Below are 16,343 nucleotides of genomic sequence, written 5' to 3' on the forward strand. Positions count from 1 at the left end.
CCAGTTAAGCGTACATAGCCTCCTGTAGGAGCGAGGGGGACGCCTAGTTCTTGCTCGCGAAAAACCTCAACGATAACGCGTGTTTCCTGAATGAACGCGGCGTCTGTGAGTTCTTCGCGAGCAAGCTCGCTCCTACAAAAAAGCCTTCCACACTGACTTCGCGATGCCTCAACCATCGGACTCCCTGCGCTTCTGGGCATCCCGATGTCGAGTTCAGACCACTGGCGCAACGCCCAAGGCCTTAGGGTGCATCTTTCCATTCCCTGCCTCGGAGTCATCCATGTCCAAGCCCATCACCGTACTGCGCGACACCCACCCGCTGCCCGTCCTGGATGCCTGCAAATGGGAAAAGCTCGAAGGTGACCCGCACACCGTCAACCTCAACGCCTACACCAGCGAAGACGGCAGCAAGATCATGGGCACCTGGATCTGCACACCGGGCAAGTGGTATGTGGAATACGTGAAGTGGGAATACTGCCACTTCCAAGAGGGCTACTGCGTGATCACCCCGGAAGGCATGGAGCCGATCCACTTGCGCGCTGGGGATATCTTTGTGGTGGAACCGGGGATGAAGGGCACGTGGGAAGTGGTCGAGACGGTGCGTAAGTATTTTGTGTTTGCTTGATTCACTTCTACCGTGAACTGCTTTGCATTGTGGCGAGCCGGTTTACTGTGGCGAGCCGGTTTACTGTGGCAAACCGGTTTACTGTGCAAAACGGTTTACTGTGCCAAACCGGTTTACTGTGGCGAGCGGGCTTGCCACAGTCAGTCTACTTACCACAGTCAATCTGCTGGCCACAGTCAGCCGGCTCACCACAGTCAATCTGCTGGCCACAGTCAGCCGGCTCACCACAGTCAATCTGCTGGCCGCAGTCAGCCTGCCGGCCACAGTCAGCCCGCTGCCCACACTACTTGGGTTTGCGGTAGCTGTTGATGATCGCCGAGAAGTCCTTGCCCCCTTCCCCACGCTGGCTCATCGATTGATACAACTGCTGGGCCACGGCGCCGAGGATCACCGGCTGGTGTGCCTGGCGCGCGGCTTCGGTGGCCAGGCCGAGGTCCTTGAGCATCAGGTCGGCACCAAAACCACCGGTATAACCACGGGATGACGGCGCCGTTTCGATCACGCCCGGCCAAGGGTTGTAGGTGTCGGAACTCCAGCAGCGGCCGGTGGAGCTGTTGATGATCCCCGCCAGCACTTGGGTGTCGATGCCCAGCGCATCGCCCAGGGCCATGGCTTCGCTGACGCCGACCATGCTGATGCCCAGCAGCAGGTTGTTGCAGATCTTGGCGATCTGGCCGGTGCCGACGTCGCCGCAACGCACAATGTTGCGGCCCATCTGCGCCAGCACGGGTTGAAGGGTGGCAAACAGTTCCGCGCTGGCGCCGACCATGAAGGTCAGGGTACCGGCTTGCGCGCCGCCAGTGCCACCGGAGACCGGTGCATCGGCGACAGCCACACCTTGCTTGGCCGCCGCAGCCGCGACATCGCGGATGGTCTGCGGGTCGATGGTGCTGCAATCCACCGCCGGCACGCCTTGGCCGATACCGGCTAAAACACCGTCTTCACCCAGCCAGACACTGCGCACATGGGCGGCGGCCGGCAGCATGGTAATCACCAACTCGGCGCCGGTAGCGGCATCCCGCGGTGAAGCGCTGATGCTGCCACCCAGCTCGGCCAATTCCTTGAGTACCGCCTGGTTCAGGTCGAACAGGTTCAGCCCATGGCCGGCCTTGATCAGGTTGCGGGCCATGGGCGCGCCCATGTTGCCCAAGCCGATAAATGCAATCTTCATGGTCGTCTCCCGAATCAGCGCAGGTTGATGGTGGTGTTGACGCCATCATTGACCGTGTCGTCGTCGAACCAGCGGCTGGTGACGGTTTTGGTCTGGGTGTAGAACTGCACCACTTGCTTGCCGTAAGGGCCCAGGTCACCCAGTTTGGAGCCACGGGAACCGGTGAAGCTGAAGAACGGCACCGGCACCGGGATCGGGATGTTGATACCGACCTGGCCCACATCGATTTCGCTCTGGAATTTACGCGCCGCCGCACCGCTCTGGGTGAACAGGCCGGTGCCGTTGCCGAACGGGTTGGCGTTGACCAGGGCGATGGCTTCATCGAGGGTGTCGACTTCCAGCACCACCAGTACCGGGCCGAAGATTTCCTGGGTGTAGATCTGCATATCGGTGGTCACGCCGGAGAACAGGGTCGGGCCGACAAAGTTGCCTTGCTCGAAGCCCGGCACCTGGATGTCGCGGCCATCCAACTCCAGCTTGGCGCCTTCTTTCACGCCGCTTTCGATCAACTCCAGGATGCGCGCCTTGGCGCGCTTGGAGATCACCGGGCCGACATCGGTTCCAGCTTCGCTGCCGGCATTGACCTTGAGCTTTTGCGCCAGCGCCTTGAGGTCTGGCAGCCACTGCCTGGACGCACCCACCAGCACCACCACCGAAGTGGCCATGCAACGCTGGCCCGCCGCACCGAAACCGGCACCGACCAGGGCATTGAGGGTGTGTTCGCGGTTGGCATCGGGCAGCACCACCGCATGGTTCTTCGCGCCCATCATCGACTGCACACGCTTGCCGTGCTTGCCGGCCAGGTCGTACACATGCGTCCCCACGGCGGTCGAGCCGACGAAGGACACCGCCTTGATGTCTTTATGGGTGCACAGCGCATCTACCACATCCTTGCCACCGTGCACGACGTTGAGCACGCCGGCCGGCACACCGGCTTCCAGCGCCAGTTCCACCAGCAGCATCGTTGACAGCGGGTCTTGCTCGGAAGGCTTGAGGACGAAGGTGTTACCGCAGGCAATGGCCATGGGGAACATCCACAGCGGAATCATCGCCGGGAAGTTGAACGGGGTAATGCCGGCGCACACGCCGATGGGTTGGCGCAGGGTGTAGGTGTCCACACCCCCGGCGACGTTTTCAGCGAACTCGCCCATTTGCAGGGTGCCGATGGAACAGGCGTGCTCCACCACTTCCAGGCCACGGAAAATATCGCCTTCGGCATCGGCAATGGTCTTGCCCTGCTCGGCGCTGAGGACCCCGGCGATGCGCTTGGAATGTTCGCGGATCAAGGCTTGCAGCTTGAGCATGATGCGCATGCGCGCGCCGATGGGCGTCAGCTTCCAGGTTTGGAACGCTTGATGGGCGGCGTCAATGGCTGCGTTGACTTCATCGGCGGTGGCAAACGGGACTTTGGCCAGCACTTGCTGGGTGGCCGGGTTGACGATGTCTTGCCAGTGGGTGGTCTTGGACTCGACCCATTCACCATTGATCAGCAACTTGACCTGTTGCACGGAAATATCGGCAGATGCGTTCATGTGGTCTCCAATCTTGTAGTTATGCAGAGACAAGGCGCGTGAATCGCCTTGGTAATGAGGCGTTCGGACTGTTTTTGGAGTATAGATGTGCAAATCTCTAATAAGAACGCACATAAAAGCCGGTCCAATATGCAAAAAAACATCACATCACTGGGCTCCCTGAACTGGGATGACCTGAAGTTTTTTCTCGAGGTGGCCCGCACCCGCAAGGCCAGCGTCGCCGCCAAGCGCCTGGCGGTGGACTACACCACCGTGTCGCGGCGCATCAGCTCATTGGAAGTGTCGCTCGGCACCCTGCTGTTCGAAAAATCCCGGACCAGCGGTTTCGTACTCACCCCCGAAGGCCAGCGTTTGCTGGGCTACGCCGAGTCCATCGAAAGTACCCTGCACATGGCCTGCGAGCAGGTATCCGGCTCCGGCGTGGCGTTGTCCGGCCATGTGCGCATGGGCTGCACCGAAGGCTTCGGCAGTTTTTTCGTCACCCCGCAGTTGAGCCACTTCGTCGACACGTATCCGGCGATTTCGGTGGACATCCTGCCCTTGCCCCACTTCATCAGCCTGTCCAAGCGCGAAGCCGACATCGTCATCGCCCTGGAACGCCCGGAACATGGGCCGTACGTGTGCTGCAAGTTGTGCGACTACAAACTGCAGCTGTACGCGACCCAGGAATACCTCGACCAACACCCGCCCATCCAACGCCCGGCGGACTTGGCCGAGCATCCGTTTATCAGCTATGTGGATGACCTGGCGTTCAGCTCAGAGCTGCTCTACCTGGCAAACGTCGTACCGGGCGCCAGCGCCAGCTTGCGCAGTACCAGCGTGATCGCTCAGTACGTGGCGGCGCAGCAAGGGCGATCGATGGCGATATTGCCGTGTTTCCTGGCGGCACAGGACCCGCGCTTACTGCCGGTGCTGGGGGAGCAGATTGCGATTACGCGGCAGTTCTGGATGTATTGCCGGGAGGATCTGCGGAAGTTGAAGCGGATTACCTTGTTGTGGGATTACATCCGCGAGGTGACGGAGCAGAACCGGGGGTTGTTGATGGGGGAGACGCGGGAGATCACGTTCTTCTCTGAGTAAACCTGCAAGGACTCAGGTGGGCAAATCCTGACAAGTTCTGGGAGGGTTGCTCTCGATAGCCATGTGTCAGCCCGTCCCTCGGGTTCTGTCACTCCGCTATCGGGGGCAAGCCCCCTCCCACAGGTTGATTGCATTTCAGATTAACGCGGGTGAAGCCATTCAGTCCGCGATCACCACGATCGACACCCGCCGATTTTCAGTGCGTCCCGCCGCCGTGTCGTTGGACGCCACCGGCTCGCTGCTGCCCAGGCCGCGCAATTGGATGTTTTGTTCTTTCATGCCCACGCCGGTCAGCACGGTCGCCACGCTTTTGGCACGGCGCAGGGACAGTTGCTGGTTGTAGGTTTCCTTGCCCGAGGCGTCGGTATGGCCGTCGATGCGCACACGTTCGATGCCGACGCCCAGCAGGGCCTTGCCGATGCGTTGGACGATCTCAGTGCTGGCGGAGTTGAGGCTCTCGACGTCGCTGCCAAAGAGGACTTTGCCAGACAGGCCAAACGCCCAGCCTTCGTCGGTCAGTGCGAAGCCTTGTTGCTTGAGCACGGCGATCTGCGCCGGGGTCAGCCCTTTGGGCGGGGCTGTCTGGCACCCACTCAGGGCCAGCAGCGCCACGAACAAGGCGATAAACAGAACGCGTACAGTCGAGAACAAGGGACTAACTCCTGTGATGAACATTGACGGCGGGGCGCTCCGGCTCCGCTGTTTGCTGGCCGCCCTGGGACAAGCGCTTGGCCTGGTACATCGCCGCGTCGGCGGCGTTGAGCAGGGCACCTGGGGTGGCGCCATGCTCGGGATAAATGGCGATGCCGATACTGAGTGAGGTCAAGACCTGGGTATTGCCCGGTACCGGGATCGGCACGTCCATGCTGGCAATGATTTTATCGGCGATGCGCTCGGCGTCTTCCAGCTTGTGCAGCGGCGAGAGCAGGATAGCGAACTCATCGCCGCCCAGGCGTGCCACCAGGTCGTCCTCACGCAATTGCGCACGCACACGCTTGGCGACGGCCACAAGCACGGCATCCCCTGCGGCATGCCCAAAGCTGTCATTGATCTCTTTGAAGCGGTCACTGTCGAGGTAAAGCACTGCCACCTGCTCCTTGCTCTTGGCCGCACTGCGCAGCGCACGAATCAGGCGGCCCTCAAAGAATGCCCGGTTGGGCAAGCCGGTCAGGCTGTCGTGGTTGGCCTGGTGGGCAAGGGTTTCGTTTTCGCTTTGCAGGTGGGACTGCCAGGCCTCCATCTCGCCGAGCAGGGCATTGAAGTCGTTGCCCAAACTGTCAAGTTCGGCGATTTGTGCCGGTGGTACGCGGCGGTCGAAGTCGCGCTCCATACGGGCGGCGTGTGCCACTGCCGCGAGGCTGTGCAATGGACCGGTAATGCCCCGTAACAGGCGCCGTGCCAAATGCAGGGCGACCCAAGCGCTCAGCACGGTGCAAATCAAGATCCCGGCCAGACCGCTGAGCAGGAAACGCAACAGGCTACCGCCATGACCCGTCAGGTGAATGCTGCCAACGGTTCGCCCCTGGTGGATGATGGGTTGGCTGATGGGCTGTTCAAGCAGGGCGTGGGCCAGTTGCAGCTCGACCTTGGACAACATCCCTGTTTCCGGGCGTACCCACTGCGCCAACAGCCTGCCGTTGGCGTTGAAGACTTCAGCCTGGGCCACCTCTTCGGTGGACGCGATCAGGCTAAGGGCTTCGGTCGCCGCCGCGCTGTCGTTGAACACCACTGCGGCTTCTACGGTGTAGTTGATCGAGCGCGCGATCAAATGCAGGTTGTGTTCAGCGTACACTCGCAGCGCCAGCACACCGAGCAGGGTCAGCGACACACTGGCCAGGATCACCGCCACCAATGCCAGGATCAAGTGCCCCCTGCCAATCACGGAGCGCAGGGTCGGGCGTACTTTGACGGCTGTCATGGCGCGGCTGCTCGGCGGCGGGACAGTTGCAGCACACTGGGGTGAATGCGCACGCCGCTGCGTGCAACGGAGTCGAGGTTGACCTCGAACGACACCTGCTCGTCCTCCACTCGCAAACAGAACAGGCTGCCCACGGTGCACTGGTCGCCACCCTCGCTGATGCTGAGCACCGGGTGACCGCTGAGCGAGGCAAACAATTGGCTGCGTTCATCGGCGCTGAGTTTGCCGATGTACACGGCGTCGCAGGCATTGACGATATCGGGATGGTCGGCCAACAGCCGCCGCACCACTACCGGACGGCCGGTGGCCTGGGTGGTGCCCTTGACCAGGTCGTCGGTGTATTGGGTCGGCCCGACGATGCACAGGCGCAGTTGCGCGGGCTCCACCGGCCAGCGTGCGTAACTGAGGATGCCGAGCACCACCTGGGTGACCGCCTCGGCGCGTTGATCCGCCGGACTGGGAGCCTGGGCAAAGGCCTGCGGGGCGAGCACGCACAGAAGCGCCACAAGTAACAGGCGTCTCCAGTTGAAACGACGCTCTGTGGGCGAGACGGCCACGTTCATGCAGCGATTCTCTAAGGTGTTTTCGGGGTGATGCCGCAACGATAGCACAGCGGCGGAAAATCCCGCGAAGAGGGGCCTTCGCGGGGGTGGCTATTTTTTCAGAAAACTCAAACGTCTGAATCAGAAATATTGCATGACCTATCAGTCAGTTTTTTCAGCCTCGTGCCCCAGTTCCAGCATCAACCCACTCAAGCGCTTGACCTTGCGTCGCACGGCTTCCTCAAACACGCCGCCGCGGGGTTCGATCAAGCTGAACCAACGCTTGGCGCGGGTGATGCCGGTGTAGATCAGCTCTTTGGTGAGCACCGGGTTGAGTGCCTCGGGCAGGATCAAGGCGGTGTGAGTGAATTCAGAGCCCTGGGATTTGTGCACGGTCATGGCATACACGGTTTCCACATCGTTCAGGCGGCTGGGTAGTACAAAACGCACACCGCCCTGGCCATCGTTCCGTGGGAAGGCGACACGCAGTACCTGAGGGCCACCGTCGCTTTCGGGCAGTTTCAGTGCAATGCCAATATCCCCGTTCATAAGGCCCAGGCCGTAGTCATTACGGGTCATCAGTACCGGGCGGCCTTCGTACCATTGCTCGTCACCTTCGATCAGCCGCACTTTGCGCAAGGCGGCGGTGATGCGCAGGTTCAGCCCCTCCACTCCCCAGGGGCCTTTACGCACGGCACATAGCAACTGGAAGGCGTCGAAGGCTTGCAGCAGTTGCTGCGCCCAGTGGGTCCAGGCGTGATCTTCCCGCGGGGTGTCGAAGGACGGGCGCGCCGATTGCAGCAGGTTCAGATAATAGCGATAGCCTTCGGCGCCATCGCCCTGCCCGTCCAGCACCAGCCGCTCCAGAGCATGGTCGTGCTCACCTTTGAGGCTGACGCAGAACAGGTCGCTGTGGCTGCGGGCGGCCAACAGCTGGCGGGCCTCTTCGGCGTTTTGCTGGTTGACCCAGCGCGCCAGTTGGCCAATACCGCTGCCTTCGCCAAAGCGTCGCGAGTAACGCAGCATCACCACTTGCTGGGCCAGGGGATGGTCGCCATCGAGGTCTTCCTGCAAGCCACTGGCGCTGAGGTCCTCGCCGCTGACGGCTTGCAACCATTGGCGGGTTTCTGGGCTGTACCAGCCAGCCTCGGCGTCGCGGCACAGGTCACCGAGGACGGCGCCGGCCTCCACCGAGGCGAGCTGGTCCTTGTCGCCCAACAACACCAGGCGCGCATGGGGCGGCAATGCGTCGAGCAGGTTGGCCATCATTTCCAGGTCGATCATCGAGGCCTCGTCCACCACCAATACATCAAGCGGCAGCGGGTTGCCCTGGTGATGACGGAAATGCCGCGTGCCCGGTCGACTGCCGAGCAAGCGGTGAACCGTGGTGACCTGGGTCGGGATTTTTTCCCGCACGCTGTCAGGCACTTTCAGTGACAGCACTTGTTGGCTGATCGATTCGGTCAAACGTGCGGCCGCCTTGCCGGTAGGCGCAGCCAAGCGAATGCGCAGGGGCGTGCCGCTTTCCACGGCCGGCGCCTGCAACAAGGCCAGCAGACGCACCACGGTGGTGGTCTTGCCAGTGCCGGGGCCACCGGTAACGATGCTGAATGCACCACGGGTGGCCAGGGCGCAGGCAAGCTTTTGCCAGTCGATCATGCCTTCCGGCACGGGTTGGTCGAACAGGCCATTCAAGCGCTGGGGCAAATCGGCGGCGACGGTTTCTGCGGTCGCCAGACGCAGGCGCAGGGCCGTATCGATGCGCCGCTCGTAGGCCCAGTAGCGCCGCAGGTACAGGCGCTTGCCGGACAGCACCAACGGACGACTCTGTGCTGCCTCGCTGCCATCCACCGCGAGGGCGACCAGTGGACTCGCGGCCAGGGTATGGCACCAATGGGCACCGTCCAGGCCGTCGAGCAGTTGCGAAGGCAGCAACATGGCGCCGGCTTGCAGGTCGCCTTCGGGCGGCAATGACAGGGCGAAGTCCGGTGCCTTGAGGGTTTCGAACAGGTCCAGGCACACGTGACCATGGCCCAGTTGGTGGCTGGTCAGCGCCGCCGCCAGCAACACCAGGGGATCGGCGTGCGGGTCGAGCTCGTACAGGAAACCGACAAAGGCTTTGTCCAACGCGCGCAGCCAGCCGCGGTCAACCCAACGCTCCAGCAGTTGCACCAGATCAGCGGCGCGGTTGAGGGGGGCCAACGCCTCCAGCGGTAACGACGACAGGCTCATAGCAACACTCCTTGTTCCCAGGCGGGTTCGGCCTTGGGCGGTATCGATTGACCTTGGAAGAGCAAATCCAGGCCCTCGATCAGCTCCCGTGGAGGACGGGTGAAGTACGCCCCCTGGCTGGCGGCCTGACTGCCGCGCAGGAACAGGTAGAGCGCGCCACCGACATGGCGGTCGTAGTCGTAGCCCGGCAGGCGCGCCTTGAGCTGGCGGTGCAGGGCCAGCAGGTACAGTACGTACTGCAAGTCATACCGATGTTCGAGGATCGACAGCTCCATGGCCGCCTGGGTGTAGGCGGAGTCGTCGGGGCCGAGCCAGTTGGATTTGTAATCCGCCACGTAGTAGCGGCCGTCATGCTCGAACGTCAGGTCGATAAAGCCTTTGAACATGCCATTGAGCAGGACCGGCTCGGCGGCAACCCGCGAGACACCGTTGTGGGTGTACTGGCACACCAGCTTATCGAGGGCGAGCACGTCGACTTTATGACTGGCGAACCAGAACTCCATTTCGACCTGGTATTGCTGCAGGCCGCTGAGCGTGACCTGGTCGTTGTGCAACGGCAGCGCTGTTTGCAACAGGTGGCTCAGCCAACCGCTGAGGGTGACGATCCAGCCTTCCCAGTTACGTCGATTGCAACGCGCGCCCACGGCTTTTTCGATCGCCTCCGACGTCACGTTGAAGCCCTCCTCGCCCGCCCACTCCAACAGGCCATGGAGGAAGGTCCCTGGATTCGGGCCACGTGGGAAACGGTGAATGTCGCCGCCGGACGCCGCCACTTCACGCGGTGCATCAGGGTCGAGACGTTCGTCGTCGAACAGCTTCTGGGCTTGTGGGCTTTCCGGCGCTTCGAGGCTGGCGGTGCTCATGCTGTCACCGATGCGCAAGGCGCTGTAGGACGCGATCCACCAGTTTTCCGCCGCCTTGCGTTTGGGTAACAAGGGGGGGAGCAGCGTGGCTTCGTTGCGCGGCGGATGAAACACGCTGTCTTGCGCTTCGGGTACGTGGGTGTAGTGGATGGCGGGGCAGCCTTCCTGCAGATCCAGCAGCCAGCGCGCCAGGCCAGCAGATTCGCCCAGGGATGCGCCCGCGCCCAGCAAATAACCCAGCGCCGAAAGGTGCAGCACAGAGCTGCTGCTATTGCCGCGCTTGAGGTCGGCAATGCCCAGCCAGCAGGCGTGTTTGGCCCGGGTCAGGGCCACGTAGAACAAGCGCAGGTCTTCGGCCAGGCGCTCGTCATCGGCTTGGGCGATCAACGCGGCCGTCGGGCGCAGGCTGACCTGGGACTTGCCGTTTTCATCGTGGTAATGCAGCGGCAAGCGACTGCCATCCACCGGTTTGGCCGAACAGATAAATGGCAGGAATACCAGGTCGTATTCCAGCCCCTTGGACTTGTGGATGGTCACCACTTTGACCAGTTGCTCATCGCTTTCCAGGCGCAGGATCTGTTCTTCACCTGCTTGGCCGGAGAGCGCCAGGTGTTCGGCCAGATGACGGATCAGGGCCTGTTCGCCGTCCAATTCAGACGCCGCTTGTTGCAACAACTCACTGAGGTGCAACAGGTTGGTCAGTACTCGCTCGCCATCGCTGCGGGCCATCAGGGTTTGCGGCAACTTGAAGTCATGGAGCAGGCGCCGCAGCATCGGCAGCACGCCCTGGGTACGCCAGATCGTACGGTAGCCGCGGAACTGCATGACACGGCTTTCCCACGCCAGCTCGTCCTGGTTCAGACGTTCCAGTTCAGGCAGTGACAGGTTCAAGGTGACGCAGGCCAGCGCGGCGCGCAACGGACGCTCGACGTCGGGCTCGGCACAGGCCTTGAGCCAGGCCAACAGATCATGGGCTTCCTGGGCGGCGAACACGGAGTCCTTGTCGGACAGGTAGACACTGCGCATACCACGGGCGGCTAATTCGCCGCGCACGGCTTGGGCCTCCTTGCCGTCGCGCACCAGAATGGCGATAGCTGAAGGCAGCACGCCGTTAACGCTGCCGTCTTCTTGCAGGAAACCCGCGTGACCTTGCTGCCCAGCGTTGAGCAGTTCAACAATCTGCGTGGCGCAGGCGGCGGCAAGTTGCTGGCGATAAACCACGTTGGAAATCGGCTGATCGGTGGGCAGGTGCCAGAGCGTCATCGCCGGCAGCGTTTGGCCATCGACCTGCAATTGCTCCTTGCGCCCTTGGGACAACACCGGCTGGAACGGCACCGGGTTTTCGCCATCCGGCCTGCGGAACAGAAACGCGCCGCGGCCTTTTTCGGCACGCTGGAACACATGGTTCACCGCCTCGACCATCGCATGGCTGGAGCGGAAGTTGGTGCCCAGGGTGTGGTGACGACCAGTGGTGGATTGGCGGGCGCGCAGGTACGTGTAGATATCCGCGCCACGGAACGCGTAGATCGCCTGCTTGGGGTCGCCGATCAGGAACAGGCCACTGTCGAGGTGGTTTTCTTCGATGCGGTAGATGCTGTCGAAGATGCTGTATTGCACCGGGTCGGTGTCCTGGAACTCATCGATCAGGGCGACCGGAAACTGCTCGCGGATCACACTGGCAAGACGCTCGCCACCGTCTGATTGCAAGGCGGCATTGAGGCGGATCAGCATGTCGTCGAAGCCCATTTCGGCACGGCGGCGTTTTTCGTCTTCGAAGCGCTTACCGACCCAGCCAGCGGCGTGTTGCAACACGGCGGCATCGGGGGTTGGCAACGCATCGAGGGCGGCTTTGAGGCCGACCATGGCGTCGATACCCGGGTGGTGCGGCGGATCCCCCTTCCAGGCTTCGGCCATGCCATCAGGGGTCAGACGCGTGAACCCGGTGCCGATATCCAGTTGTTCGAGGGTTTCATCCGCGGCCCAGGCGCTGATTTTTTCGAACCAGGGTTCGAAGTAGCGGGCTTGCATCTTGCGACCATCGACGGCTTTGGCGGCGACGGCTTGCAGGCAGATGTCGCGCAACTCGGCGGCCCATTGTGGCCAGGGCGCTTTAAGCGCAACGAGGGCTGCTCGACGCTCTTGCAGGCAGGCGTTGATCAGTTCGGCGGGCTCACGATGCTCATCAGTGGGCCGCTCGCTGCCGAACAACGCACGTACTCGCGGCATCAGCGCGGCCGGCCCGCCCCAGTTGTTGCGCACCCAGTTGAGCGCATCGTCGTGCATCGGGTAGCAGAACAGCCGCCAATAGTCGCGCAGCACTTCGCCGAGCAGGTCACTATGGTCGGTTTCCAGGGTCTGGGTGAACAGGCTGCCACTGTCGAACGCATGTTCGCGCAGCATGCGCTGGCACCAACTGTGGATGGTCGAGACCGCCGCTTCGTCCATCCATTGCGCGGCGATATCCAGGCGATTGGCACACGCGGGCCATTGTTCGGGCAGATAGTGCTCGCGCAGCTCGGCGATCAGCGCATCAGGTTGTTTGATTTCATCGCGGAAGAACCGCGCAGCTTCGGCCAGGCGGATACGGATGCGTTCGCGCAGCTCCTTGGTGGCGGCGTCGGTGAAGGTCACAACGAGGATTTGCGGGGGCAGCAGTTCACGGCCAAAGCCTGACTCGTCACCACCGTGGCCGAGTACCAGGCGCAGGTACAGGGCGGAGATGGTGAAGGTCTTGCCGGTACCGGCACTGGCTTCGATCAACTGGCTGCCTTTTAGCGGGAATGCCAAGGCCAAGGGTTTGCTGCTCATGCGCCGACCTCCTCGCTGTTCAGGGATCGCCAAGGGGCGTTGAGCAAGGGCCGATACAAGGTTTCACACCACCCTTCGAATTCTTCGCTGGCCATCAGGGCGGCGTAGTCGGGGAATTGGCGGGTGAGTGCCGGGGTTTCGCGACGTTCGCCATCGGTGGTCAGGCCATCACCTTCGTAGGCTTTGCTGGCGGCAGCGTGAGCTTTGACCGGGTCGATTTGGCCAAGCCAGGCGAAGGCGGTTTTGACCGCGATGGGCAAGGGTTTGCTCATGCCGATATGCCAGGCGAGCAACAGGTCGCCGAGGATGCCCTGGGCGCTGGATTTTTCCAGCGGAGCCAGCAGCAGGGTGTCATCACTGGCCACCAACCCGGTGCTCAATGGCAGACCGCAGGCGCAGGCGACCACGTGATTGACCCATGGGCGAATCAGGCGGTGCCACTTGCGCGTCTTGATCGAACCGATGCTGTTGGGGATGGTGGTGACGCTTAACAACCCGCCATCACTGCGTCGATGCAGGCCGCTGATCCAGCCTTCCAGCTGAATACCCTGATGCTCGAAACTGATCGGTTCAGCACCGGTGTGCGGGGTTGGCCAGAGGGCTAGAAGCTGTTGGTAGCGGCGTAACAAGTCAGGCAAAGGTTCGATCAGTTCGTTACGCAGACGCTCGCCGAACCCGACCATCGGCAGCAGGCCACTGCCTTGCAGGCGCAGGGCCTGGGCGTTGAGGGCCTGGTCGAAGTGATCGGGCTGGCTTAATGCGGCATTGAGCAGGCTGTCGCTCAGACTGTAGCGTTGCAGTGCGTCGAGGACGAAGGGTTCTTCATCGGCCAACGGGACTTCGGCGGCTTCGAAAAAAACTTTCAGACGTTGGCTGAAGAAATGTTTGACCGGGTTGCGAAGGAAGTCCTGCAGTTGGCCCAGGCTCAGGGGCTCTTCCTGCCGATGGGCCGCCAATGCCGCCGTGTCAGGGGTGGCCTCCGCGGCCTCGTGCAGCAGCTGCCACTCACGGGCGTAGCTGAACAACGGGTCACCTTCGTGAAAATACCGGGCGCTAAAGGGCTGGAGCGGATGTTCCTGGGTCATCGCCTCAATAAGTGGCTGTGCAATATTGGCGTTATGCCAGCCACTGGCGATGTGGTCGCGCAGTTGGCCAATCAACACCGATGCCGGGCGATCGCTATTGTCGCGGATGCTGCGCCCGACCCAACTGATGTAGAGCTGGTCGCGCGCGGACAGCAGGGCTTCAAGCAGCAGGTAGCGGTCATCTTCGCGGCGTGAACGGTCGCCAGGGCGATAATCGCTGCCCATCAGGTCGAAATCCAATGGCGGTTGCGCGCGCGGATAATCACCGTCGTTCATACCGAGCAGGCAGACGAGCTTGAATGGGATCGCGCGCATGGGCATCAGGGTACAAAAATTGACAGCTCCGGCGAGAAAGCGCTGTGAGAGGCGACCCTGGTCCAGACCGGCCAGCCATGCCTCACGAACGACAGTGAGCGGTAACTCGTCCTGCAGGCCCACGGACTCACAGGTTTCCAGCCAGGTTTCCCGCAGCTGTTCGAGCTGGCCCAGCAGGTAGTCGTCGTGCTCGCTGCCAGGCAGGAAGAATAGCTGCATCAAGCGTTGTAGACGCTCGCCCCATGCTTGAGGAGCAGCAGGTTGAGACAAGGCTTGATGGGCATCGCTCAGGGCATCGAGCAAGGCCACCAGTGGGCCAATCAAGGCAGCGTCGAGGCCGCCGATTTCGTCATAAGGTTCGATACCGTCGCAAGCGGTGCCGGTGCCGACGGCGTAGCCCAGGAGCATGCGGCGCAGGCCGAAGCGCCAACTGTTTTGCTCCAGCTCATGGGGTAGACCCAGGCCGGCGCGTTGCTCGGCGTTGAGTCCCCAACGGATACCGGCCCCTTCGATCCAGCGGTGCAATGTGGGCAGGTCGCGTTCTTTGATAGCGAAACGTTCACGCAGGGCCGGGACGTCGAGCAGGTCGAGAATCTCGCTGACGGGGAAGCGGCTGTCTGGCAACTTGAGCAGATGCTCGACGGCGATCAACAACGGGTCGCGGCCGCGTTGTCCTTGGTCGGTGAGGGTGAAGGGGATGAAGCGTGGATCACTTCGTTCCAACTGGCCGAATACGGCGCGAATGTGCGGCGCGTAGCTGTCGACGTCGGGGACCATGACGATGATGTCCCGAGGACGTAGGGTGGGATCGGCGCTGAAGCGTTGAAGCAGTTGGTCGTGGAGAATTTCCACTTCGCGCTGGGCACTATGGGCGATATGGAAGCGGATTGACGTGTCGCGCTGCAGGTCAACGGCGGGCCAGAGATCGCGGGTTTCATTGAGCGGGCGCAGTTCGAGAATGTCGTCCTGGAGCTGGTTGAGCAATGTGGTGGGCTCGGTCTCGCTGAACAGGTCGATTCGGCCATCGCGGAAGGCGGCTCGGTAACTGTTGGGATCATCGTAACTGTCCAACAGGCTGATGTAGTCGCGGCCTTGTTTGCCCCATGCGGCCAGTAATGGATGGGCATGTTGGTGCAGGGACTGCGGGTCGATGGTCACTGGCATACCGGCCTTGCGCGCCTGGCGTTTGTATTCGTTACGCAGCAAGTCTTTGTCAGCGACGATGTCAGACCAATGATGGCGGCAGGGGTTATGCACGCACAGCAGGACCTGGCTGAAGCGGGCCAGGCCGGCAAGGGCTTCCAGTGCCTGCGCAGGCAAGGATGAAATGCCGAAAACAATGACTCGGGAAGGCAGGCATGGGGGGGCTTGTTTCAGGCTATTGATGCGCTCGATAAATCGCTGGTGGACGCCGGCACGGCTTTGGGCCATGCCCTCCTCCCCGACATCCAACAGCAGCGCGCGCCATAATTCGGCTTGCCAGCAGTTGGCCGGGTTCAGGGGTTTGGTTTCACCGCGACCATTACGTAACTGATGACGGCCCGCGGCCCAATCTTCCAGCCAGTCAGCACGGTAGACCTGATACTGGTCGAACAGGTCGGCCAGACGTTCGGCGAGTTGGTAGCGTTTACGTAGGTCCGTGTCGTGAGTCAGGAAGCATTGCAGGGGCTCGAAGTGCGGTTGATCAATGAGCTCCGGGAGCAGGCGCATCAGGCGCCAGGTCAACGGGGCTTTGTCGAGCAGGGACTTGGGCGGAATTTCGTCACGGCCAAGGACCATCCGATAAAGTTGCCACATGAAGCTACCCGGCAGTTGCACATCAATGGCCGCCGCGATGCCGCAGCCCCCCATATCGTCATCTTCCGGATCTTCAGCCAGGGCCAATTTGAGCCATTGGGCGATGCCATTGCTTTGCACCAAGGCGATTTCGTTTTCCAAGGGTGCCAGTGGATATCGTCGCATCCAACTGACCACCAGGCTGCGCAGTTCGTCCAGGCGGTTGCCGTGAACCACCATGAATCCAGCGCTGAGGGACGTCGAGTCCGGCATAACGGCTTCCTTGGGAAAAGCAAAAATCGAGGGAGGGACTTTAGCACTGTGGGCAAATATTGGCGGTATCGGGATGCAAGAAGCGGGGGGTTTGGAGTGGGGTCGGTGTGCGCGAAGGCGCGC

The 16,343-nt window shown here is 61.9% G+C and carries 10 protein-coding genes; 2 read left to right on the forward strand and 8 right to left on the reverse strand.

The features are described from left to right. The first annotated feature begins 280 nt into the window (after window positions 1–280). Window positions 281–625 (forward strand): cupin domain-containing protein, encoded by a 345-nt coding sequence (locus tag QU606_RS30300; protein ID WP_003230905.1) that lies wholly within the window; start codon window positions 281–283, stop codon window positions 623–625. Window positions 626–908: 283 nt separating this feature from the next. Here QU606_RS30300 and mmsB read toward each other — a convergent pair whose 3' ends face one another. Together mmsB and QU606_RS30310 are read right to left on the reverse strand one after the other, a co-directional pair. Beyond that, window positions 909–1,796 (reverse strand): 3-hydroxyisobutyrate dehydrogenase, encoded by an 888-nt coding sequence (gene mmsB, locus QU606_RS30305; protein WP_069077012.1) that lies wholly within the window; start codon window positions 1,794–1,796, stop codon window positions 909–911. A 14-nt stretch (window positions 1,797–1,810) separates the two neighbouring features. Further along, window positions 1,811–3,328 (reverse strand): CoA-acylating methylmalonate-semialdehyde dehydrogenase, encoded by a 1,518-nt coding sequence (locus QU606_RS30310; RefSeq protein WP_069077011.1) that lies wholly within the window; start codon window positions 3,326–3,328, stop codon window positions 1,811–1,813. A gap of 129 nt (window positions 3,329–3,457) precedes the next feature. On the opposite strand from QU606_RS30310, the gene QU606_RS30315 reads away from it, so the two are divergent. Beyond that, window positions 3,458–4,408, forward strand: a complete 951-nt coding sequence (locus tag QU606_RS30315; protein ID WP_102625403.1) for a LysR family transcriptional regulator — start codon at window positions 3,458–3,460, stop codon at window positions 4,406–4,408. Window positions 4,409–4,567: 159 nt separating this feature from the next. On the opposite strand, the gene QU606_RS30320 is transcribed toward QU606_RS30315, so the two are convergent. The 6 genes from QU606_RS30320 to recC form a co-directional block, all read right to left on the reverse strand. Then, on the reverse strand, window positions 4,568–5,059 hold the full coding sequence (locus QU606_RS30320) for an OmpA family protein (protein WP_206379627.1): 492 nt from the start codon (window positions 5,057–5,059) through the stop codon (window positions 4,568–4,570). A 4-nt stretch (window positions 5,060–5,063) separates the two neighbouring features. After that, window positions 5,064–6,326 carry a diguanylate cyclase domain-containing protein gene (locus QU606_RS30325; RefSeq protein WP_193689810.1) on the reverse strand — a complete coding sequence of 421 codons (1,263 nt, stop codon included), beginning with the start codon at window positions 6,324–6,326 and terminating at the stop codon, window positions 5,064–5,066. Beyond that, window positions 6,323–6,889 (reverse strand): YfiR family protein, encoded by a 567-nt coding sequence (locus tag QU606_RS30330; RefSeq protein ID WP_024077399.1) that lies wholly within the window; start codon window positions 6,887–6,889, stop codon window positions 6,323–6,325. The genes QU606_RS30325 and QU606_RS30330 overlap by 4 nt, the downstream gene beginning before the upstream one ends. Window positions 6,890–7,030: 141 nt before the next feature. Further along, a complete protein-coding gene (recD, locus tag QU606_RS30335; RefSeq protein WP_193689811.1) occupies window positions 7,031–9,100 on the reverse strand; it encodes an exodeoxyribonuclease V subunit alpha in 2,070 nt (689 codons plus the stop codon). Further along, the gene (recB, locus tag QU606_RS30340; protein WP_304997930.1) at window positions 9,097–12,771 is read right to left on the reverse strand and encodes an exodeoxyribonuclease V subunit beta; all 3,675 of its coding nucleotides are present in this window, start codon (window positions 12,769–12,771) and stop codon (window positions 9,097–9,099) included. The genes recD and recB overlap by 4 nt, the downstream gene beginning before the upstream one ends. Further along, window positions 12,768–16,220, reverse strand: a complete 3,453-nt coding sequence (gene recC, locus QU606_RS30345) for an exodeoxyribonuclease V subunit gamma (RefSeq protein ID WP_304997931.1) — start codon at window positions 16,218–16,220, stop codon at window positions 12,768–12,770. Before recC ends, recB begins: the two co-directional genes overlap by 4 nt. Window positions 16,221–16,343 lie beyond the last annotated feature (123 nt).

Origin of the sequence: Pseudomonas sp. OVF7, from assembly GCF_030644265.1 — a bacterium.
Classification (GTDB): Bacteria; Pseudomonadota; Gammaproteobacteria; order Pseudomonadales; family Pseudomonadaceae; genus Aquipseudomonas; species Aquipseudomonas gorinensis.

What these genes read in the sequence shown, in the direction of transcription:
- QU606_RS30300 (WP_003230905.1), top strand. Translation starts at nt 281, where the DNA reads ATGTCCAAGCCCATCACCGTACTGCGCGACACCCACCCGCTGCCCGTC.
- mmsB (WP_069077012.1), bottom strand. Translation starts at nt 1,796, where the DNA reads ATGAAGATTGCATTTATCGGCTTGGGCAACATGGGCGCGCCCATGGCC.
- QU606_RS30310 (WP_069077011.1), bottom strand. Translation starts at nt 3,328, where the DNA reads ATGAACGCATCTGCCGATATTTCCGTGCAACAGGTCAAGTTGCTGATC.
- QU606_RS30315 (WP_102625403.1), top strand. Translation starts at nt 3,458, where the DNA reads ATGCAAAAAAACATCACATCACTGGGCTCCCTGAACTGGGATGACCTG.
- QU606_RS30325 (WP_193689810.1), bottom strand. Translation starts at nt 6,326, where the DNA reads ATGACAGCCGTCAAAGTACGCCCGACCCTGCGCTCCGTGATTGGCAGG.
- QU606_RS30330 (WP_024077399.1), bottom strand. Translation starts at nt 6,889, where the DNA reads ATGAACGTGGCCGTCTCGCCCACAGAGCGTCGTTTCAACTGGAGACGC.
- recD (WP_193689811.1), bottom strand. Translation starts at nt 9,100, where the DNA reads ATGAGCCTGTCGTCGTTACCGCTGGAGGCGTTGGCCCCCCTCAACCGC.
- recB (WP_304997930.1), bottom strand. Translation starts at nt 12,771, where the DNA reads ATGAGCAGCAAACCCTTGGCCTTGGCATTCCCGCTAAAAGGCAGCCAG.
- recC (WP_304997931.1), bottom strand. Translation starts at nt 16,220, where the DNA reads ATGCCGGACTCGACGTCCCTCAGCGCTGGATTCATGGTGGTTCACGGC.